The organism is Amycolatopsis sp. NPDC005961, assembly GCF_040629235.1.
Taxonomy (GTDB): Bacteria; Actinomycetota; Actinomycetes; order Mycobacteriales; family Pseudonocardiaceae; genus Amycolatopsis; species Amycolatopsis camponoti.
On the sequence record NZ_JBEXVF010000098.1, the window covers coordinates 1 to 20,770 of the forward strand.

At 72.9% G+C, this 20,770-nt stretch carries 18 protein-coding genes and 1 pseudogene; 2 read left to right on the forward strand and 17 right to left on the reverse strand.

What is annotated here, in order from left to right:
• Nucleotides 1-128 precede the first annotated feature (128 nt).
• From ABZ342_RS44820 to ABZ342_RS44835, 4 genes and pseudogenes are all read right to left on the reverse strand, one after another.
• Nucleotides 129-698: pseudogene (locus tag ABZ342_RS44820) on the reverse strand (ATP/GTP-binding protein); the annotation flags it as partial.
• On the reverse strand, nt 679-1,056 hold the full coding sequence (locus tag ABZ342_RS44825; RefSeq protein WP_360487001.1) for a DUF742 domain-containing protein: 378 nt from the start codon (nt 1,054-1,056) through the stop codon (nt 679-681). The pseudogene ABZ342_RS44820 and the gene ABZ342_RS44825, both read right to left, overlap by 20 nt.
• Entirely contained in the window at nt 1,053-1,487 is a 435-nt protein-coding gene (locus ABZ342_RS44830) for a roadblock/LC7 domain-containing protein (RefSeq protein ID WP_196425197.1), read from the reverse strand. The genes ABZ342_RS44825 and ABZ342_RS44830 overlap by 4 nt, the downstream gene beginning before the upstream one ends.
• Entirely contained in the window at nt 1,487-3,700 is a 2,214-nt protein-coding gene (locus ABZ342_RS44835) for an ATP-binding protein (RefSeq protein ID WP_360487004.1), read from the reverse strand. The genes ABZ342_RS44830 and ABZ342_RS44835 overlap by 1 nt, the downstream gene beginning before the upstream one ends.
• A gap of 441 nt (nt 3,701-4,141) precedes the next feature.
• On the opposite strand from ABZ342_RS44835, the gene ABZ342_RS44840 reads away from it, so the two are divergent.
• A complete protein-coding gene (locus ABZ342_RS44840) occupies nt 4,142-5,101 on the forward strand; it encodes a winged helix-turn-helix domain-containing protein (protein WP_155541595.1) in 960 nt (319 codons plus the stop codon).
• 462 nt (nt 5,102-5,563) lie between these two features.
• A complete protein-coding gene (locus ABZ342_RS44845; protein WP_155541594.1) occupies nt 5,564-5,833 on the forward strand; it encodes a hypothetical protein in 270 nt (89 codons plus the stop codon).
• On the opposite strand, the gene ABZ342_RS44850 is transcribed toward ABZ342_RS44845, so the two are convergent.
• The 13 genes from ABZ342_RS44850 to aroF form a co-directional block, all read right to left on the reverse strand.
• On the reverse strand, nt 5,753-6,403 hold the full coding sequence (locus ABZ342_RS44850) for an aminodeoxychorismate/anthranilate synthase component II (RefSeq protein WP_360487008.1): 651 nt from the start codon (nt 6,401-6,403) through the stop codon (nt 5,753-5,755). The two genes, ABZ342_RS44845 and ABZ342_RS44850, sit on opposite strands and share 81 nt — an antisense overlap.
• Nucleotides 6,400-7,740: an anthranilate synthase component I family protein gene (locus tag ABZ342_RS44855; protein ID WP_360487011.1), complete on the reverse strand. Its 1,341-nt coding sequence runs from the start codon at nt 7,738-7,740 to the stop codon at nt 6,400-6,402. Before ABZ342_RS44855 ends, ABZ342_RS44850 begins: the two co-directional genes overlap by 4 nt.
• Nucleotides 7,737-8,894, reverse strand: a complete 1,158-nt coding sequence (locus ABZ342_RS44860; RefSeq protein ID WP_360487014.1) for a DUF362 domain-containing protein — start codon at nt 8,892-8,894, stop codon at nt 7,737-7,739. The genes ABZ342_RS44855 and ABZ342_RS44860 overlap by 4 nt, the downstream gene beginning before the upstream one ends.
• Nucleotides 8,887-9,561: a cyclase family protein gene (locus ABZ342_RS44865; RefSeq protein WP_155541591.1), complete on the reverse strand. Its 675-nt coding sequence runs from the start codon at nt 9,559-9,561 to the stop codon at nt 8,887-8,889. The genes ABZ342_RS44860 and ABZ342_RS44865 overlap by 8 nt, the downstream gene beginning before the upstream one ends.
• Nucleotides 9,562-9,576: 15 nt before the next feature.
• Nucleotides 9,577-10,911, reverse strand: coding sequence for a hypothetical protein (locus ABZ342_RS44870; RefSeq protein WP_360487017.1), 1,335 nt, complete (start codon nt 10,909-10,911; stop codon nt 9,577-9,579).
• A 17-nt stretch (nt 10,912-10,928) separates the two neighbouring features.
• Entirely contained in the window at nt 10,929-12,170 is a 1,242-nt protein-coding gene (locus ABZ342_RS44875; protein ID WP_155541589.1) for an MFS transporter, read from the reverse strand.
• Nucleotides 12,167-13,384 carry an ATP-grasp domain-containing protein gene (locus tag ABZ342_RS44880; RefSeq protein WP_360487020.1) on the reverse strand — a complete coding sequence of 406 codons (1,218 nt, stop codon included), beginning with the start codon at nt 13,382-13,384 and terminating at the stop codon, nt 12,167-12,169. Before ABZ342_RS44880 ends, ABZ342_RS44875 begins: the two co-directional genes overlap by 4 nt.
• 53 nt (nt 13,385-13,437) lie before the next feature.
• Nucleotides 13,438-14,706: an ATP-grasp domain-containing protein gene (locus tag ABZ342_RS44885; protein WP_360487023.1), complete on the reverse strand. Its 1,269-nt coding sequence runs from the start codon at nt 14,704-14,706 to the stop codon at nt 13,438-13,440.
• 10 nt (nt 14,707-14,716) lie between these two features.
• Nucleotides 14,717-15,319: a disulfide bond formation protein DsbA gene (locus tag ABZ342_RS44890; RefSeq protein ID WP_360487026.1), complete on the reverse strand. Its 603-nt coding sequence runs from the start codon at nt 15,317-15,319 to the stop codon at nt 14,717-14,719.
• A gap of 10 nt (nt 15,320-15,329) precedes the next feature.
• On the reverse strand, nt 15,330-16,415 hold the full coding sequence (locus ABZ342_RS44895) for a branched-chain amino acid aminotransferase (RefSeq protein ID WP_360487029.1): 1,086 nt from the start codon (nt 16,413-16,415) through the stop codon (nt 15,330-15,332).
• The gene (gene pcaB / locus ABZ342_RS44900) at nt 16,415-17,725 is read right to left on the reverse strand and encodes a 3-carboxy-cis,cis-muconate cycloisomerase (protein ID WP_360487032.1); all 1,311 of its coding nucleotides are present in this window, start codon (nt 17,723-17,725) and stop codon (nt 16,415-16,417) included. The genes ABZ342_RS44895 and pcaB overlap by 1 nt, the downstream gene beginning before the upstream one ends.
• A complete protein-coding gene (locus ABZ342_RS44905) occupies nt 17,722-19,653 on the reverse strand; it encodes an FAD/NAD(P)-binding protein (protein WP_360487035.1) in 1,932 nt (643 codons plus the stop codon). Before ABZ342_RS44905 ends, pcaB begins: the two co-directional genes overlap by 4 nt.
• A gap of 73 nt (nt 19,654-19,726) precedes the next feature.
• Nucleotides 19,727-20,764 carry a 3-deoxy-7-phosphoheptulonate synthase gene (aroF, locus tag ABZ342_RS44910; protein ID WP_360487038.1) on the reverse strand — a complete coding sequence of 346 codons (1,038 nt, stop codon included), beginning with the start codon at nt 20,762-20,764 and terminating at the stop codon, nt 19,727-19,729.
• Between the last annotated feature and the right edge of the window lie 6 nt (nt 20,765-20,770).

Sequence of the window (20,770 nt, forward strand, 5' to 3'; positions counted from 1 at the left end):
TTCCGATCTCGTCCAGCCTCGCGATCAACGCCGCCACCGCCTGATCCGCCGGTGGCACCTCCGCCAGCCTCGACGCAACCGCTTGCGCCGGCGGCAAGCCCCCCTGGACCCCCCGAAAGCGATTTATGCGGCGCATGCAACGCGGCCAGTGCGTACTCGGCCGCGGCGATGAGGGTCTCTTTCGTCGACTCCGGCGAACGCGCGTCGCAGGTGACCACCTGGACCTCCGCCGGGACCTTGAGGGCTTCGCGCACCTGCTCCGGCGGGTGCTGGCGGGTGTCCTGGAACTGGTTGACCGCCACCAGGAACGGCACCCCGCGCGACTCGAAGAAGTCGATCGACGCGAAGCAGTCCGCGAGCCGGCGCGTGTCGACCAGGACGATCGCCGCCACCGCGCCGCAGACGAGGTCGTCCCACATGAACCAGAACCGGTGCTGGCCCGGCGTGCCGAACACGTAGAGGATCAGGTCATCGGCCAGCGTGAGCCTGCCGAAGTCCATCGCCACCGTCGTGGAGAACTTCCCCGGCACCGCTTCGGTCCGGTCGACACCGACGGCCGCGGCCGTCATCACGGCCTCGGTGCGCAACGGGTCGATCTCCGAGACGGCGCCGACGAAGGTCGTCTTGCCGGCCCCGAACCCGCCGGCGACCACGATCTTGGCCGAGGTGATCCGCTTGTCAGAGTGCGCGTAGTCCACTGAGGACCCTTTCGAGCAGGTCGTTGCGTTCGTCGAAGGAGGCGTCCGCGGTGAGCGTGTCGCGGATCGACACCTGGCCGGCGACCAGCAGGTCGCCGATGAGCACCCGGGCCACGCCCAGCGGCACGCCCAGGTGCACCGCGACCTCCGCCACCGAGCGCTGCTGCAGGCACAGCTGGGTCACCGCGGCCAGCGGGTTGGTCGGGCTGAAGGGCGCCGTGCGTCCCTCCGCCGTCGTTTCGACGAGGGCTTCCACCGCCAGGTCGACCGACGGCCGGGTGCGACCGGCGGTCCACGCGTACGGGCGGGCCAGTGACGCCGCGTGCCGCCCGCCCTCGCGTCGCCGGCCCTCGGTCACCGGCTCGCTCCCGGCGCGGCCGCGGGCCGCGCCGGTGTCTCGACCATCTTCCCGAACCGATCGACGAGCAGCGTCATCTCGTAGCCGACCAGGCCGATGTCGCAGCCGGGGTTGGCCAGCACCACCAGGTTCGAGCCGTCGCCGACGTTCATCAGCATCAGGAAGCCGTGCTCCATCTCGATGACCGACTGCACGACCCGGCCCGCGGTGAACAGGTCGGCCGTGCCGAGGGCCAGGCTCGAGAGGCCCGACGCGATCGCCGAGAGCTGGTCCGCCCGGTCGCGCGGCATCGCGTCGTTCGCCGCCACGAGCAGGCCGTCCGCCGAGACGAGCGCGGCGTGCGCGACGCCGGGCACCTCCTGCGTGAACGCCGACACCAGCCAGTTCCGGGACCGGTCGGCCACTTCCGCTCCTTCCTGCCGCACGCTCATCACTGCCCCTTCGGGTCGGTCGCGACCCGGTGGCGGGCCGCGCGCATGCCGCTGTAGTGCCGGGAAAGGTTGTTCCGCACGGCGGCCGGGTCCCGGAACGACGAGTCGGCCGGCTGCGGCTGCCGCGGGGCGACCGAGCCCGGGGCGAGCTGCGCGCCGGGCTGCCGGGTCGGCAGGCCCGACTCGGTGAGCTCGAGGTCGTCCGGCGCGCCGACCGCGGCTTCGGCGGCCTGCCGGACCTCGTCGGCCGGGGTGGCCCACTCGCCGGGTCGCGCCGGCTTCGCGCGGTCGTCGGCGAACCAGTGCGACAGCATCTGGTCGAAGATCGGCGTCGGCATCGGCGCCACGGCGGCGGGTTCTTCGGCGGGCCACCGGGGTTCCGGCTCGGGCCGGGGGACGCCGTTGACCGCCGGCAGCAGCTCGGGCGGACCCGGCCGGGGCGGCAGGTCGACCAGGACCAGCACGCCCGGGACGTGCACGCTGGCGGTGATGCCGGCACTCGCGGTCCGCGTGGTCGAGGGCCGCAGCCGCACGGTGATCCCGTGCGACGCGGCGAGCCTGCTCACCACGAACAGGCCCATCCGGCGGGTGGTCTCCGGGCTCACCGACGCGCCGGCGGCGAGCCGCGCGTTCGCCGCTTCGAGGTCCTCGCGGGTCATGCCGAGGCCGGTGTCGACGACCTCGATCAGCACGCCGCCGTCGAAGCCGCGGTCGGCGGTGAGCACGACCTGCTCGCCCGGCGGGGACGAGCGGATCGCGTTCTCCAGCAGCTCGGCGAGGATGTGCACGACGTCGGCCGCGGCCTCGGACTGCACCGACCCGCGGGGCGCGTTGCCGAGCGTGACCCGCTGGTAGTCCTTCACCTCCGACGTCGCGGCCCGCAGCAGCTCGACCGTCGCGACGGGCCCGACTTCCCGGCGCACCGGGCGGCCGCCCGCGAGGACCTGCAGGTTCTCGCCGTTGCGCCGCAGCCGGGTGGCGATGTGGTCGATCTGGAAGAGCTCCGCCAGCCGCTGCGGGTCCTGCTCGTCGGCTTCGAGGTCCTCGATCACCGACAGCTGCAGCTCCACCAGCGACTGGCTGCGCCGCGACAGCGTCATGAACATCTCACTGACCTGGATCCGCATCTCGGCCTGCTCGCCGACGGCGAGCCGCACCGCCTGCCGGTGCATGTCGTCGAAGGCGCGGGCCAGCTGGCCGATCTCCTCCTCGGAGTCGACGGGCAGCCGCTCGGTCGCCTGCCAGTCGACGTCCTCGCCCTCCCGGATCCGCTCGATCGTGCCGGGCAGCCGCCGGCGCGCGGTGTCGACCGCGGCCGCGTGCAGCCGCCGGATCGGGACGACCACCGAGCGGGCCACGGCCAGGGCGATGGCAAGGGCGCCGAGCAGCGACGCGATCACCAGCGCGGCGTCGCGCAGCGCGTCGGACCGGGCGGCGTCGGTCCGCGCGCCGACGGCGTCCGAAAGGGTCTTCACCTGGTCGGCCAGGATGGTCCCGAGCGCCGCGCGCTTGGCCGCGGGTCCGCCGGCGCCGGGGATGGTGGCGGCGGCGAACCGCGCGGCCACCGCACCGGTGGGCAACGCCCGGCGGATCTGCCCGGTGAGCACCGATTCCTCGGCGACGGCGGCCGCGAGCGCGTCCACCGACCGTCCACCCGGGACTTCCTGCCCGGCGAGCGTCGACCTCAGCTGCGTCAACGCTTTGGTGATATCGGCCGCGGCGTCGAGATCGGTATTCCCGGCTTGGCCGACGACCCCGGGGATCACTTCACTGAGCGAGACGACGAAGTCGTGGTAGGCGGGGGTTTTCGCACCGGCCGAACCGTCCTGCTGGCGCAGGCCGGCCAATTTTCCCAATTGATCTTCCAGCGTCCGGGAAAGCTCCGGGCTCAGCTGCGCGAATTCGGCGTCGTGGCGGATGACGGCGGCTTTCGCGTCGACCGCGGCGGTCTGCGCGGCCGCGCCGTCGTGGATCAGCTCGTCGTCGACCAGCCCGGTGAGCTCGGCGATCCCTTGCACGACCGGCATTTGGTCCCGCACCCCGCTGAGCGCGCCCGCCTGGGCGAGCTCGGCCTGCACCCGGCCGCCGGCCAGCAGCAGCGCGACCAGGACGGGCAGCAACAACACGACGGAGATCTTGGTGCGCAGCCGCCAGGTGCCGGGATTCCACGACGCGGCGGAACTACTACGGCGAAGCGGTTCATCTTCTTTCATCGGTGGCGTGGCTCGATTCGTACCGGTGACCCGAGAACGAATTCCTGGATCCTTTTCCCCCGGAATTCAGAACGCAGACATAACTCCGGCGACCACGGTGCTGTCAAGGAATGCCGGGCGTTTCCCCCGTACGCATCAGCTACACAGGGTGAGCTTCGACGAATGCCCGGGATTCGCCGCCATCCGGTGAATTTCCGTCTTCCCGGCCGGCCTTCGTCCACTGAGGACGGTCAAGGGGCGGTGGCCGGACCGACCCCCAGCCGGTCCGCACCCGGCGCGCGACATCGTCGGCGGCCGTGCGGGATGAACGTGCCAGCGGCGCGGCGGCGGCGTCAACCGGCCTTCGGACGTTTCGCGCCTGCCGGAAACGTCGCAGGTCACAGTGCGGCGGGACCCGGTGCCACCGGCGGCTATCCTCGCCGGGGAAAGGGCGGTACGTCGATGCTCAAGATTCACTTCACGGACGCGGACCTGGCGAAGGTGACCATCGCCGAGGACGCCGACCCGATGTGGGAGCTGCTGATGAGCAGCTACCGGATCCGGCGTCCGGAGGGCGAGCCGTTCTTCGGCCGGTGGCGCCGGGGGTCGCGCTCCGCGGTCCCGGAGTCGGGCCGGCTGGTGATGTCCGCCGTCCCGCCGTACGGGTACTGCCCGGACTTCCTCACCCCGGCCGCGCACGCCACGATCGGTGACGGCGTCTCGGCGGTGCTCGAAACGCCGCCGGCGGCCCTGGCCACCGACGTCGCCGAGCTGGCGGCGCAGGGGACGCGCGTCGCGCCGTGGCTGCGCCGGCTGGCGGACGGCGAGACCCGTGAGCTGCACCGCCTCGGCACGGCCCTGCACGACTACTACCGCCGGTGCCTGGCCCCGGACTGGGCCACCGTCCGCCGCGCCGTGGCCCGCGACCACGACCGGCTGCGGTCGAACCTGGACCGCGGCGGGCCGCAGCTGCTGCTCTCGACGGTGCACCCGGACATCACGTGGTCCCCGCCGGTGCTGCGGGTGCGCTTCCCGATCGAGCAGGAGCTCCACCTGGACGGCCGCGGCCTCCGCCTGATCCCGACGTTCTTCGCGCACGGCATGCCGACGACGTACAAGGACCCGGGCCGCCCGCCGGCGCTGGTCTATTCGATCAGCCACCCCCGCTTCGACAGCGACGCGGAGCCGGGGGCGTCACTGGCGGCGCTGCTCGGCCAGACGAGGGCACGGGTGCTGGTGACGGTGGCGACGACGCGCTGCAACACGAGCGAGCTGGCCGAGCTGACGGGCGTGTCCCTGGCGACGGCCAGCCAGCACGCGTCGGTGCTGCGAGCCAGTGGCCTGATCACCAGCGCACGGTCGGGGAAGTCACAGATCCACGAGATCACGCCGCTGGGGCTGGGCGTCATCCGGGCCAGCTGAGGTACCCGGACGGACGACACGCGTACCCCACCGGACGACACGCGCACCTGGACGGACGACACACCGCCCGGACCGTGTCGTCCACCTGGGTACGCGTGTCGTCCGGCTGGATACGCGTGTCGTCCGGCTGAGTACGGGTGTCGTTCGGCTGGGTACGGGCTAGGCGGTGGCACGAATGGGTCATTCGGGATGTTTCGGGCGGGGGGCGTGAGCCCAGTGCTTTCCCGAGCCCGACCTGGGCCCACGGCGCTGCCGCGACGACGTCGCCACCCTCCGCGATCGGGTGTTGCCCCGGTGAGCGGCGATCGTGTTAGCCTGTCGCCGTGCAGCGCCCGATGACGTCCTCGCGACTCGTAACCCGGCGCGCCGGCTGAACCAGGTCGCCGGCGCGCAGCGTCGGCGATCGCTCTTTTCCGGGACCTGGCCCCGATCTCATTCCTTCTTCAGCTCGGGAGATCCGCCATGTCCACGTCCTTCGCCTTTCCCGCGACCCGCTCGGCCATGCTGCTGCGCCGGCGCATCGCCACCTACTTCGTCGGCGGCGCCGAGCAGATCCCGGCGCTGGTCGGCGCGCTGGACGGCCACCTCGTCCACGAGCTGTCGGTCGACATCAAGGACGGTGTCCGCGAGAGCGGCATGGTCTGCGCCGTCCTACTGGCCGCCGACGAGACCGAGCCCCTGCTCGACCGGCTGCGCGAACTGCCGTCGGTCGTTTCGGCCGAGCTCGCCTGAGCCGAGCAGGCCGCGCACCGCGTTGGCCACCATGCCCACGCCTTCCTGCGTGAACAGCGACTCGGGGTGGAACTGGACGCCCTCGATCGCGTGGCGGCGGTGCCGGATCGCCATGATCTCGCCGGTGTCCGACAACGCGGTCACGGCCAGCTCGGCCGGCAGCGAAGCGGGGTCGAGCACCAGCGAGTGGTAGCGCGCCACCGTCAGCGGGTTCGGCAGCCCGGCGAAGACGCCGCTCCCGTCGTGCACCACGGCCGAGCACTTGCCGTGCATCGGCTCGGCCGCGTGCACCACGCGGGCGCCGAACGCCGCGCCGATCGCCTGGTGGCCCAGGCACACGCCGAGGATCGGCACGCGCCCGGCCAGCCGGCGGACCAGCTCGACCGAGATGCCCGCGTCGGCGGGGTCGCCGGGGCCGGGTGAGATCAGCACCAGCTCCGGGGCGAGCGCCTCGACGTCGGTCACGGAGATCTCGTCGTTGCGGTAGACCTGGCACGAGGCGCCGAGGGTTCCCAGGTACTGCACCAGGTTGTAGACGAACGAGTCGTAGTTGTCGAGCACGCAGATCACGCGGCCGCCCCTTCCACCGTCACGCCGAGGGCCCGGGCGCCGGACCCGAGCTTCGCCAGGCACTCCGCGTACTCCTCGGCCGGGTCGGAGTCGTGGACGATGCCGCCGCCGGCCTGCAGCCGGATCTCGCCGTCGCACCAGACCATGCTGCGGATCGTCAGGTAGAGGTCCACGTGGGACACCCCGAACGAGCCGACCGCGCCGGAGTACAGCCAGCGCCGCGACGGCTCGAGGGTGTCGATGATCTCCATCGCGCGCACCTTCGGCGTCCCGGTCATGGTGCCCGCCGGGAACGTCGCCCGGATCAGCTCGGCGGTGCCGCGCTCCCCCGACGGCTCGCCCCACACGTCCGACGTCAGGTGCATGACGTGCGAGTACCGCTCGACGGCCATCAGCCGCTCGACCGAGACGGTGCCGGGGCGGCACACCCGGCCGAGGTCGTTGCGGGCCAGGTCGACCAGCATCCGGTGCTCGGCCAGCTCCTTCACCGACGAGCGCAGGTCGTCCTCGGCGAGCCGGTCGGCGCGGCCGTCGCGGCCCCGCGGCCGGGTGCCGGCCAGCGGGCGGATCAGCGCCCGGCCGCGCAGGAGCGTCAGGCACGGTTCCGGAGAAGCGCCGACCGCCTCGAACTCCGGCCCGCCGTACCAGAAGTGGTACGGCGACGGGTTGATCTCGGTGAGGCGTCGGTAGACGCGCAGACCGTCCACAGTGGCCGGTGCGGTCCAGGCGTTGGACAGCACCAGCTGGAAGACGTCGCCGTCGAGGATGTGCCGCTGCGCGCGCCGCAGGGCGTCGACGTACTCGTCGTAGCCGAAGCCGAACGTTCCGGCCCCGACCGCGACGGTCCCGAGCGGGGCGACGGCGAGCCGGTCGAGCGTCCGGGCGACCTGGGTGGCCGCCTTGCGGGCGGCCGCGGGGGTGGTGCCGCGGCCGATCACCCGCCCGTCGGAGACCAGCACCTCGGGCAGGAAGAACTCGTACACCGGACGCCCGCCCGCCGGGTGCCGGCTGGGCAGCCGCTCGAAGTCGCGCGCGGCGTCGTAGGCGAGGAACCCGAACCAGGCCGCCTCGGCGTCGGTCACGTCCGGCGGGAGGTCCAGCCCGGCCAGCAGGTCCACCGCGGCCGTGAGCGGCGCGGGCCCGTCACCGCCGGGGTGGGAGAGGACGGCGAGTTCGCCCGCGGCCAGCACCGCGTCCCGGCCGCCCGGCCCGGCGGTCAGCATGACGCGCCCGGCGGGACGCAGGGCCGCGGCCGCCGCCACCGGGTCGAGCGCCGAGGTCAGCGGGACGACGTGGCGGTGCAGCCGGGCCCCCGGCGACAGCGCGGACGTGATCATCGGGCGACCGCCGGCACCCGGAACTGCGTGCGCTCGTGGTCGCCGACGGGCTTGCCCATGGCGTAGCGGAACGCGGCGAGCTGGATCGCCCGCGGCGGGCAGCCTTCGACGAAGATGCCCAGGTCCCGGCTCTCGTACAGGCAGTTGCCGACGAGGACGACCTCGCCGCGCAACGGCGGCACCTCGACCTGCGGCCCCGAAATGACCGTCATCTCCCCGTCCCACTCGCACAGTTCGCCGGCCAGCGCCCGCATCGCCCCGGCGACGAACCGGCTGCACGCCGGGCAGGCGTTGTCGGCGTAGACGTGGATCCCCTCGCGCGGCACGACGATCTCGACCGGCGCCTTCACCATGTCGAACGCCAGCTCCTCGAGCGGCGTGCCGAGCAGCTCGATGTCCTCCAGGGCCAGCGGTCCCATCCCCCGCGCGTGCGCGTCCCGCAGGTAGGCGACGCTCTCCGGGTCGAAGCCCGCCAGCGTCCCGACGGCGACGTCGAGCGCGACGGCGTTGCGGCTCGCGGCCAGGAAACCGACCTCGCGGGCCTGCCCGTCCATCGGGTAGTTGCCCTCGATCACCGTGGTCCCGTCGCACACGACCAGGTCCTGCGGCCGCATCAGGTTGAGGTCCACAGTGGACTCGTCGACGCCCGCCATGTGCACGATCCGGGTGGTGTACCCGGGCAGTAGCCCGACCAGGTTCTTCATCGCGTTCGAGTAGACGACGCTCGCGTGCGTGCGCAGCTGCGGGACGCCGATGAAGTAGTCGCAGTCCAGGATCAGCTCGGGGACGGCGATCGGCACCCGCAGCGACGTCGCACCGGGGATGCCGGTGATGCGCAGCGGCAGGTCGTCGAAGCTGACGACGCGGGCGTACTTCGCGGCCTCGTGGTCGCGCAGGATCTCGTAGATCGCGTGCGTGCGCTCGGCGATGACCGGGCGCGCCCCGTGCTCGGCGACGACGCGGGCGATCGCGGCCAGCAGCGCCGGCCGCACCTGGAACCCGGGTGCCGTCTGGAACAGGTTCGGCTTGATCAGCACCTCGGCCCCGGCCGGCAGCGCGGCCAGCGGGTCGCCGAGCAGGTCGAGCAGCCGGTCCAGGCCGTCCGGCACCTCGGCGTCGTCGCCGGCCGCCGTGAGGGCGACCTGCTCAGACATCGGTGTCCTCCATGGCGATGACGCGCGCCGGGGCCGCCTCGGCGCCGGCCACCTTGGTCGGCAGCGCGATCAGCCGCACCACCTGCTGGGTCAGCTCGTGCATGTTGGTGACGTACTCCAGCAGCGGGATGCCGGCGGCGAGCAGCGCGTGGTGCACCGGGGACTCCGCGTCGCCCGGCCGTTCGGTGAGGCAGTCGAAGCCGATGAGGCACGCGCCGTTGTCGATCGCCCACCGCGCGGCCGACGGCGTCAGGTAGGGCGGACGGTCCCAGTAGTCGGGCCGGCCCCAGTTGTGCCGCAGGTAGTCGGTGCGGATGAGCAGCCGGTCGCCCGCCTGCCACACCGGCCGCAGCGCCTTTTCCAGGTCGTCGCCGGTGACCTCGTCCAGCTCGCCCTTGTGCGACAGGTCGGCGACGCAGGCGCGGCCGATCAGCGTGTCGAGCGGGACCTCGTCGATGCCTTCGGTGCCCGGGTAGAAGTGCAGCTTGTACTCCATGTGCGTCCCGTTGTGCGGGAAGACGTGCAGGTAGGAGAACGTGCGCTTGGTGCCGTACGGGTCGTTCTCCGGCGTCATCGAGCGTTCGCTGACGAACTTCGGGAACCAGTCGGCGGGGTAGGACGGCATTCCGTCGTAGAAGCCGTGGGTGAGGTCGACGAGTCGGGGCACCGGGGTTCTCCTTGCTCAGCAGGTGAAGAGGCAGGTGTTGCGGACGTCGGGATTGTTGATCATGGTGATGACGGTGGTGCCGCCGGGCGCGATCGCGCGCACGCCGCCGCCGGAGAGGCCCGACGGGGTCATGAACGCCGCCCACAGCGCGTACCACTCGGAGCGCTCGCCGGTCTCGGGGTCGATCACGGTCTCCAGGTTCGGCCGCACGATCTCCTGGACGAGCGAGCCGGTCCGCGAACCGGCTTCGAGCGTCTCCCGCCAGGTCCCGGCGTCCACCTCCCGGCCGATGACGACGCCCTGGCCGCCGTAGAGCCCGGTCGGCTTGAACACCAGCTGGTCCTGACGCTCGATGCACTCGTCGATGCGCCCGGCGTCCGGGCCCGCGCCGGGGCGTCCGAGCATCCGGCACCACGGCAGCACCCGCTCGATCACGGCCTGCTCGTCCGGGGTGAAGGCCGCGGCGGACTCCGACAGCATCGCCAGCGTTCCCTTGTTGCTGAACACGTTCGTCGGCGTCCAGACGACCACCTGACCGGCTTCGTGGGCGCGGAACACCGGCTCCAGCAGCGCGTCGCAGTCGGGGTGTTCCAGCATTTCCTCGATGCCGTAGTACCGCAGGACGACGTCGACCGGGGTGCCCTCGAGGTACGGCTTCCCGGACCGGTACTCCAGGTCGCCGATCTCGCCGACGCGGCACTCGACGTCGTTCTCCGCCAGCAGCTCCGCGATCGCGCGCCGCTGGTGGCCGTAGGTCGTCATCCCGCCGGGGCCCTCGACGATCGCGACCACCGGCTCGCCGGCGCCGATCGTCTTGCCCGCGTTGCGCAGCGCCTCGGCGAGGTCGGACCCCATGTCCAGGAACCCGAGCCCGTGCTCGGCGGCGAACTCGGCCACGGCCGGCACCCGCAGGTACGCCTTGGGCAGCGTGCCCACCATGTCCAGGCCGCCGAGCGCGCTGCCGATGTTGTACTCCAGCAGCTTGAACGCCGTGCCGTCGTAGTAGACGTCGGCGCGGCCGTACAGCGGCGGCGGCCCCTCGCCGAGCAGCCGGGTCATCAGCGCGGCGTGCCGGTCGTCGATGCCGAGCGCGGTGCGGAACCGCGTGAAGTCGCCGTCGAAGAGCCGCCGCGGCAGCGAGCCGACGAGCTCGTAGATCGTGACGAGGTCCCGGCCGAAGGCGCGGTACTCGGCCTCGTCGACCATGATCGGCCGCGGCAGCAGCCGGGGCCAGGACAGGCGCTTGGTCTCCGACAGCTCGAGGCTCGCCCGCGCGTGGCGCAGCGGGCCGTCCGCCTCCTCGCAGCCGGCGAGGTAGGCCTTGGTGATCCGATCGGACCGTGCCGACATGGTTACCTTCCAGGGTTTCAGGCGGAGACCGCGACGCGCGTCTCGCGACGGGCCAGGATCGCCCGGTACTGCAGGATGATCACGACGCCGAAGGCCAGGTAGATCCCGGCCATCCCGGCCATGCTGACGACCGCGCTCAGGCTGATCAGGATCGAGTTGACGATCTGGCCGAACCGGATGTGCAGGTAGTACGCGGCGAGGTAGCGCGGCCGGCCGTCGTCCGGGGCCAGCTCGGCCAGCAGGGCCTGCTGCACCGGCAGGTTCATCAGCTCGCCGACGGTCAGCACGACGACGGCGACGAGCAGGAGCCAGGCGTCGTCGGTGACGGCCAGCACCGCGAACCCGCCCGCGTACAGCGTGATGCCCGCGTAGAGCCGGGTGCGGTCGGGCATCCGCTTCAGCAGCGAGTTGACGACCAGCGCGAACGCGACGACCAGGACGGTGTTGACCGCCTTGAGCACGCCGAGCATCTCCACGCCGGTCACGGCGCCGAACGGGACCACCTCCTGCGTGGGGAAGTCCGTCGACAGCCGGATCCCGATCGCGGTGCTGAGCTGCCCTTCGAGCGTCAAGATCAGCGTGGCGGCGATGATCAGCCGCCGGAACGTCGCGTCGGCCAGCACCACCTTGTAGCCCTGGACGAACTGGGCGAGCCCGGTGAGCTTGACCGGCGGCCGGGGCGTCTCCGGCTTGGTCTCCGCCACGAGCGCCACGGTGACGGCGAGGGCGAACGCCATGCCGGCCGCGCCGCCGAGGATCACCGCGCCGAAGTGGGAGCTGTACAGGAAAGCACCGAGCAGGGCGCCGGTGCCGAGCGCGAGGTTGATCACCCAGTAGTTGACCGTGTAGACGAACTTGCGCTGCTCCGGCGGGGTGACGTCGATGATCGTCGCGTCGTTGGCGGGCAGCGCGAGGTTCGACCCGAACTTCACGATGGCGTAGCTGAAGTAGACCGCCAGCGCGCCCCAGCCCGAGTAGTACGCGACGGCCATCAGCGCGAGGAAGCCGGTGCCGACGACGTCGCCGATGATCAGCACGGGACGGCGGCCCCAGCGCTCGGACAGGTGGCCGCCGACGAGCATGCCGACCACCGCGAACGCGGCGAACACCAGGATCAGCGCACCGGCGACCGCGACCCCGACGTGCGCCGCGAGGTAGATCGCGATGAACGTCAGGATCATCGCGTCGATCAGCTTGTGCACGAACGCCAGCCCGATCCGGAGCCGGACGTTGCGGTGCAGGGCGAAGAAGCTCCTCATCGGACTTCCACTTCGATCAGGGCGCGGACGTGGTCCGCGCGGGCTTGGGCCTCCGCCGCGTCCGCGGAGCCGGTGAGGATGACGAACCCGTGGCGGGTCTTCGAGCTGACGGTCTCCGGCAGGACGTCGCCGGGGGCGAACGGGAAGCTGAGGGTGTGCACGTGGTCCAGTGCGCGAGCCTCCTCGAGACCCGTCACCTTTTCGAGAACCCCGGTGGGGAAGGAGAAGTACGCGATGTGCCCGACGAGCCCGCCGCGGTCCGGGAGGGACGTCCGCCCGGCGAGGGCGGCGAACATCGCCCGCTTGACGTCGAAGCCGGTGGCCAGCCCGATGATGTCCGGGATCTTGTCCCCGCCCAGCCGGGCCTGCGACTCCACGATCCGCGGCCCGTCCTCGGTGGAGATGACCTCGGTGTGCGCCGGGCCGCACTGGTAGCCGACGGCGTCGAGCAGCTCGACCGCGAGCGCGGCGACCGCCCGCGTCTCCGCCGTCTCCGGCTCGCCGAAGAGGTGACCCCGCTCGACGAAGTGCGGCAGCGGGCCGAGCAGCTTGCGCGTCACGCCGATGACGTGGTGCTCGCCGCGCACGGTCATCGTCTCGACGCTGAACTCGGGGCCCCGCAGGTACTCCTCGACCAGCAACGGCCCGGAGTACGCCAGCGCGGCCAGCTCGTCGCCCCAGGCGGGCAGCTCGGCCGGGTCGGTGAGCAGCCGCGTCCCGCGGCTGGCCGACAGCGCGGCGGGTTTCACCACCACCGGCAGCGTGAAGCCGTCGAGCAGCCTTCCGACGTCCTGCCAGCGGTCCGCGGTGGCGAACCGGACCGTCGAGATGCCCTTGTCGCGCAACAGGGTGCGCATGGCGAGCTTGTCGTTGAGCAGGAACACCGAGCGCGGCGAGTTGACCGCCGTGCCGAGTTCGTCGGCGACCTCGTGGGCGAGCTGCATGCTCTCCTCGCTGCCGACGTGCCAGACGTGGCCGGCTCCGCTGTCGCGGACGGCCGCGCGGATCGCTTCGGCGTAGGCCGCGCGGTCGGTGAAGTCGACCAGCCACAGGCTCTCGGCGAGGCTCTCGACCTCCGCGAGGTACGCGGGCGCGTCCGCGCCGAACAGCCGCGTGGCCTCGGCCGGGTCCCAGATCGCCGTGATCCGGAAGCCCTCCGCCCGCGCCTTGCCGAGGTATGCCTTGTAGGGCATCACCATCACGAGGTTCGGCATGTCTGCTCTCCCTGTCCGGGCATCGGGTGGCCCCAGCCTCGCCGACGCGGCCATCAGCGGGCCATCGGCGGCGCATCGGCGCGGGTGCCGACCACGATCTGCTGGGCGGCGGCCTCGGCGATCCGGCCCGCCAGGTAGGCGTCGGACGCCGTCGTGAGGACGTGACCGACGCGGTCTTCGTTCACCCGCAACGGATCGACCCGCCCGCCCGGCTCGACCGACACCCCGGCTTCGCGGACCCCGGGGACCGCGGCGGCGATGTCCAGGCCACTCACCTCGGTCACGATCCCGGGGTCGGCGGTGAGGTACCGGATGGCCGCGCCGCGCGCCGGCTCGGTCACGACGTCGCCGGCGGGCTCCCCGAGGTACTGGCGGATCAGCAGCTCCATCGTGCACCAGCCGAAGCTCGCGTCCATCAGCTCGGTGATCCGGTCGCCCGCCGGGCGCGGGTTGATCTCGATCAGCTTCGGGCCCGCGCCGGTGTACTTGATTTCGACGTGCGCGATGCCGAGGTCGAAGCCCACGGCCTCGGTGGCGGCCACCGCGGCCGCCTCCAGCTCACGCCGGACGTCGCCGGGCAACGCCGTCGGGAAGCTGTGCCCCAGCTCGACGAACCGGTTGCGGCCGCCCAGGATCTTGTCGGTCACCCCGAGCACGCGGACGGTCCCGGCGTCCGCCAGGATCTCCACGCTGACCTCGAACCCGACGAGGCACTCCTCGACGAGCACCTCGGGTGACCGCGGCTGGCCGCGGCGGTTCGTCGCCGCGGACCGGATCGCGGTGAACGTCCCGGTGACCTCCGCCGGCGTCGTGCAGCGGACGACGTGCGCGCCGCTGGTCTCGTCGACCGCCTTCACCACGCACGGAAACCCGATCTCGGCCGCGGCCCGCACAGCCTGCTCGGCCGTCGTGACGACGCGGAACTCCGGCACGGGCACGCCGCGCTCGGCCCACCGCCGCCGTTGCGCCGCCTTGTCGCGAGCGATCCGGATGGCGGCCGGGTCGGGGCCGGGCAGGCCGAGCTGACGAGCCGCTTCGGCGGCCTGGATGACCTCGTACTCGGCCACCGAAAGCAGCGCGTCGAGCGGCTTCGCGGCGTCGACCGCCTTCACCGCCTCCAGCAGCGGTTCCAGCTCGTGCGTCGGACAGGACACGAACTCGTCGACGCAGGTCTCGAGCACCTCGGTGCCGCCCGGCGTCGCGTGGTAGCGGTCCAGCCCGCAGCTGAAGAAGGTGACGTGCAGGCCCAGCCCGCGCGCCGCCCGCAGGGCGTCGAAGCCGGATCCGGACCGGTTCGACTCGACGAACCCGATGCGTCTCATGTCCGTTCCCTCACTCGTAGTTCAAGCCCGGCGTGCGGGCCCGCTTCAGCTCGAAGAAGTGCGGGTTGCGCGCGAGCGCCACCACGCCGTCGAAGAGGTCCACCGCGTCCCGGCCGCGCGGGATGGCGTTGAGCACCGGGCCGAAGAAGCCGGTGCCGTCGACGTGGATCGCGGGCGTGCCGAGGTCCGCGCCGACCGGCGCCAGCGCCTCGGCGTGGCTCTTGCGCAGAGCCTCGTCGTAGTCGGTGCTGTCCGCGGCTCCGGCGAGCCCGGCCGGCAACCCGACTTCGGCCAGCGCCTGCGCGACGACCCCGGGGAAGTCCTTGTTCCGTCCGTTGTGGATCCGGGTGCCCAGCGTGGTGTAGAGGTCGCGCAGCACGTCTTCGCCGTGGTGCTGCGCGGCGGCGACGCAGACGCGGACCGGGCCCCACGAGCGGTCGCAGAACTCGCGGTACCACGGCTCGATCTCCCGGTCTTCGTTGAGCACGCCGAGGCTCATCACCCGGAACCGCAGCGCGAGGTCGCGGTGCCGGTCGACCTCGAGGATCCACCGCGAGGTGATCCAGGCGAAGGGACAGGCGGGATCGAAGTAGAAGTCGACTCTGGTGGACACGGGGTTCCTTTCACTGCGGAGTGACGGCGTGCAGCCAGCCGAACTCGTCGGGCGCCTCGCCGTACTGGACGTCCAGCAGGGCGTTCAGCAGGCGGCGGGTGACCGGGCCCGTGGTGCCGTCGCCGACGGCCCACTCGCCGTCCGGTGTCACGGCGTGCCCCACCGGGGCCACGGCACGCGCGGTGCCGCACGCGAACGTCTCGGTGATGCGGCCCGACCGGCAACCGCGCTCCCAGTCGTCGAGGGTGACCGGCTCCTCCGCGACGGTCAGGCCGAGCCGCCCGGCGAGCCGCAGGAGCGAGTCGCGGGTGATGCCGGCCAGCAGCGTCCCGCTCAGCGGCGGCGTGACGAGCCGGTCGCCCTCGACGAAGAACAGGTTGGACCCGCCGACCTCTTCGACGTACCGGCGCTCGCGCGCGTCCAGCCAGACGACCTGGTCGCACCCGTGCGCCGCGGCTTCCCGCTGCGCGATGTAGGACCCGCCGTAGTTGCCCCCGCACTTGATCGTGCCCGTCCCGCCGTCGGCCGCGCGGACGTACTCGGGCGACGCCCACAGCCGGATCGGCGCCGGCTCGGCCGTGGCGGGCCGGGCGGGGCTGCCGATCACGGCGAACAGGTACTCCTCGGCGGGCCGGTTCGACAGGTGCGTCTCCGCGGCGATCAGGAACGGCCGCAGGTAGAAGCTCTGGCCACGCGGGCGCGGCACCCAGGCGCCGTCCACGCGCAGCAGCGCCTCGACGCCCGCGACGAAGTCCGCCTCCGCCAGCTCGGGCATGGCCATCCGGCGCGCCGACCGAGCGAACCGGGCGGCGTGGTCGCGGGGCCGGAACAGCGCCCGCTGCCCGTCCGGGCGCCAGAACGCCTTCAGCCCCTCGAAGACCGTCTGTCCATAGTGGAGTGCCATGGTGGCCGGGTGCAGGGTGAACGCGGCGAGCGGGCCGGTCCGGGCGTCGTGCCACCCGCGGCCGGCGGTCCACCGCGCGGTCACCATGTGGTCGGAGTAGAGCGAACCGAACCCCGGCATGCGCAGCAGTTCTTCGCGCTGCTCGGCGGGCATCGGCTCGACGCGCTCGGGCGCGAACTCCAGGGTGGTCATCAGAACTCCTCGCGTTCGAAGCGGGCCAGGGCCCGGTCGGCCAGTGGCCCGGCGAGCCCGGTGTAGGCCGCCGGGTCCAGCAGGCCCGGGTCCACGTCGAGCAGGTCGGCCAGGTCCGCCCCGGTGCGCTCGGCTTCGGCGGTGGCCTCGGCCAGCAGGCGCTTGGCGGCGGCCTTGCCGAGCGCCGGGGCCAGGACGGCGTTGACGCGTTCGGAGACGATCGCGCCCCGGGTGAGCCGCAGGTTCGCCGCCATCGCCTCGGGGCGCACCCGCAGGGTTTCGGCCAGCCTCGCCGCGTTCGCCGCGGCACCGGCCGTGATGCGCAGGGCGTCCCGCAGCGGCTGCCACTCCGCGTGCCAGCCGCCCGAGGAGCGTTCGTCCTCGACGGCCATCGACCCGAACAGCACGACGGCGAGCGGCGGCAGCTGCCGGGCCGCGGTCGCCACCAGCGTCGCGAACACCGGGTTGTGCTTCTGCGGCATGGCCGAGGACGCCCCGCGTCCCGGCGCCCGTTCTTCGGCGACCTCGCCGATCTCGGTGCGCGACAGCACGAGGACGTCCGCGGCGATCTTGCCGAGCGCGCCGGCGGTGACCAGCAGCGCCGACGCGACGTCGGCGATCGGCGTGCGGATCCCGTGCCACGGCAGGGTTTGCGGGGCCAGGCCGAGGTTGCGGGCCACCAGGTCCGGCAGCTCCAGCGACCCGGGACCGTACTCCTCGTAGGCGGCGAGGGTGCCGGCCGCACCGCCGAGTGACACCGGCAGTGCCGCGCGCGCCCGCCGCACCCGCTCGACGGCGTCGAGGACGAGGTGCAGCCAGGTCGCCGCCTTGAGCCCGAAGGTCACCGGCACGGCGTGCTGGGTCAGGGTGCGCCCGGCCATCGGCGTGTCCCGGTGCTCGCGGACGTGCCCGGCGAGCCGGCCGGCCGTCTCCACGAGGTCTCGGGTGATGCGGTCGAGCGTCGACCTGCACAGCAGCATCAGGGCGGTGTCGAGGATGTCCTGGCTGGTGCTGCCGCGGTGCACGTACTCGGCGGCGGCGGGGTCGACGGCGGCGGTGAGCCCGGCGACGAACGCGACCACGGGGTTCGCGGTCTCGCGGACGCCCTCGGCGATGGCCCGGGGATCGAGGTTTTCCGGCACGGCGGCGGCGCGGATGGCCTTGGCGGCTTCCTCGGGGATGACGCCGAGTTCGGCCTGGGCTTCGGCGAGGGCGACCTCGGTGGCGAGCATCGCGGTCAGCAGCGCGCGGTCGTCGACGAGTTCGCCGGCGCCGGTCGCGGCCCACGCGGGGGCGAGCAGCTCACTCACGCGGTCCTCCCCAGGTCGTCCTGCTCGGCCGCGATCCGCAGGCACGACCGGGCGATCGCGTCCGCGTCGCCGAGGATCACCGAATTGACGCCGGGGCGGATGCCCGCCGCCGTCACCCAGTGGACCGCCTCCGTCGGCACGCCGAACGCGAACCGCCTCGGGTGGGGCCGGTCTCGCGTGTCCAGCACGTGGTACGGCCGCCGCGTCACCGCCAGGCCGCCCGTCTCGAACTCGCCGATGCGGTACGGGCGGCACTCGCCGCGGGCGAGCAACGCGCGCAGCAGGGGATCCGTCGTGCGCCGCACGTCGGTGTCCGGCAGGCGGGCCTCGATCAGCGTCTTCGCGCGGACGACCACGTCGGGGCACGCGGCCGACCGGGCGACGAACCGGCCGTCCGCGCCCTCGATCCGCAGGTCCGGGCCCATGACCTCCAGCACGCCCGCGTCCAGCAGCGCGCCGAACTGCTCGACGCGCTCGGCGGGCGGGCCGATCGACAGGTACGCGTTGAGCGGCATGTACCAGCGCCGCAGGTCGTCGCGGTAGGACGCGCCGGAGATCCCGCCGTGGTCGACGACCAGCCGGATCTCGTTGCGCAGGTCGCGCAGGACGTCGGTGGCCGCCTTGAGCGGGCCGGTCACGTTGCCCTTGCGCGCCTCGGCCAGCTCGGTGTCCACAGCGGACCGCAGCCACGTCCGGAACGTCGCCGTCGTGGCGAGGTCGGCGGCCGTGTAGGGCACCGCGACGCGCCGCCAGTCCCAGCTCCGGTCGAGCCCGAACTTCGCCAGGACGATCCGCTGCGCCTCGGTCTCCCGCACCGCCAGCGGATCGCCGTCGAGCGGCACCTCCGCGGGCCCGGCCGCCGAGAACGCCTCGGTGAACTCCCCGACGTCGCAGGCGCACCCCTGCTCCCGTACCTGGGCCGCGTAGAAGACCGTGCGGACCTCCTGGTCGATCAACGGCCAGACGTCCCGGCGGAAGTCGGCGCCGTCCCGCAGCCGCCCGATCACCGCCGGCGTCAGGAACCGCGGTTCGTGCCGGCCGGACGCGCCCTTCTCGTTGCGGGCACGGGCCTGGTACGGCACCCCGCGCCGCGATCCGGCGACCAGCCGCGGTTCCCGGCCGGACGGCACGTACGTCAGCGCGCCACCCGGCTCGCGGGTGAACTCGCCCCCGCGTCCGAGTGTGAGCAGGGCCAGGTGGTCGAAGAAGTTCAGGCCCATCCCGCGCAGCAGCACCGGCTCCCCCGCGGGCACGCCGGACGGCGACGCGTCGGCCGGGTTGCCCGGCGCGAAGTACCGCAGGCCGTGGCGCTCGGCGTACCGGCTCAGGCCCGCTTCAGCCGGGCTGAGCTCGTGTGGCTGGTGGCCCAGCGCGAGCACGACGGCGGCCAGCCCGCCGATGGTCGTGCCGTCGGCCAGCACGACGTCCTGCCGTCCGGCGCGGCCGTCCCGGACGTCGACCGCCCGCGTCTGGTGGGCCACGAACCGCAGCGACGGCGGCGCGGTCCGCGTGATCCGCCGCCGCGTCCAGCGCAGGTAGCTGCCGTAGAACGCCCGTGACGGGTAGTCGTCCGGACCGAGTGCCTCGGCTTCGGCCCGGACGGCGTCCGGCACGTCCGGGCTGCCGAGCAGGGCGATCGACCGCGCCCACTCGTACAGGCTCGGGCCGCGCACGACCGGGCCCGCGCAGTCGACGGTCTCGTCGACGAACATCGTCACCTGGCCGGCGACGGTGTTCATCAGCAGCACGCGGTCCTGCGTGCTGCGCCACACCTGGCCGCCGTCGGCCAGCCGCGGGTCGACGAGGTGCACCACGAGCCGGTGGTTCCGCGGCACGAGCACACCGGCGTTGGCGCTCAGCCGTTCCGCGACCGACAGCCCGCGCGGGCCGAGCCCGACCACGGCGATCTCCGACGTCTCCCCGAACACTGTCTCCCACTCCCGTACTGGTCGTGAGCGAGAAACCGGGTTGGAACACAGTTTCTCACTCACGACGTCTTGGTCAGCGTTTCTGCAGGCTTCGGCCCAGCCCGGCCGCGGCGCCGGCGAGCCGGGTCATCAGCCCGGCGAACTGCTCCGGCCGCAACGCCTGCTTCGCGTCGCACAGCGCCTCTTCCGGCCGGACGTGCACGTCGATCAGCAGCGCGTCCGCGCCGGCCGCGATGGCCGCGAGCGACAGCGGCTCGACCAGCTCCGGACGGCCGCCCGAGTGGCTCGGGTCCACGATGACCGGCAGGTGGGTGCGCTGCTTCCACAGCGCCACCGCCGTCAGGTCGAGCGTGAAGCGCGACGACGGCTCGAACGTGCGGATGCCGCGCTCGCACAGGACCACCTGGTCGTTGCCTTCGAGCAGCAGGTACTCCCCGGCGGCGAGCGTTTCTTCGACGGTGCAGCCGAACCCGCGCTTGAGCACGACCGGCAGGCCGCTCTGGCCCACCGCGCTCAGCAGCGCGAAGTTCTGCATGTTCCGCGCGCCGATCTGGAAGCCGTCCACCACTTCGGCCAGCCGCTTGACGTGCTCCGCGTCCACGACCTCGGTGACGAACGGCAAACCCGTCCGCTTCCGCGCCTCGACGAGCAGCTCCAGCCCGGAGAACCCGAGGCCCTGGAACGAATGCGGTGACGTGCGCGGCTTGAAGACCCCGCCGCGCAGGCCGACGGCACCGTGTCCGGCGACGAGCTCCGCCGTCGCGAGCATCTGCTCCGGCGTCTCGACCGCGCACGGGCCGGCGATCACCGCGACCGAGCCGTCGCCGATCGTGGCCGGGCCGAGGGACACCTCCGTGCCGGCCGGGCGGATCTCCCGGCGGCCCAGCCACGCCTCGCCGCCCCGGGTCACGCGGCGGGTCGGCAGCGGCAGGTCCGCGGCCGCGGCGAGCAGATCGGCGTTGTCCACTCCGGACACCGGCAGGACGTGGCTCGCCCCCAGCCGGTACATCTGCGTCGGCGTGCCCGCGGACTCCAGGTACCGCAGCCAGCCGTCGACCCTGGCGCGGGTCACGGTCTCGTCGAACACGAGCAGGAGGTCTTGGTCGGTCACGGCGAT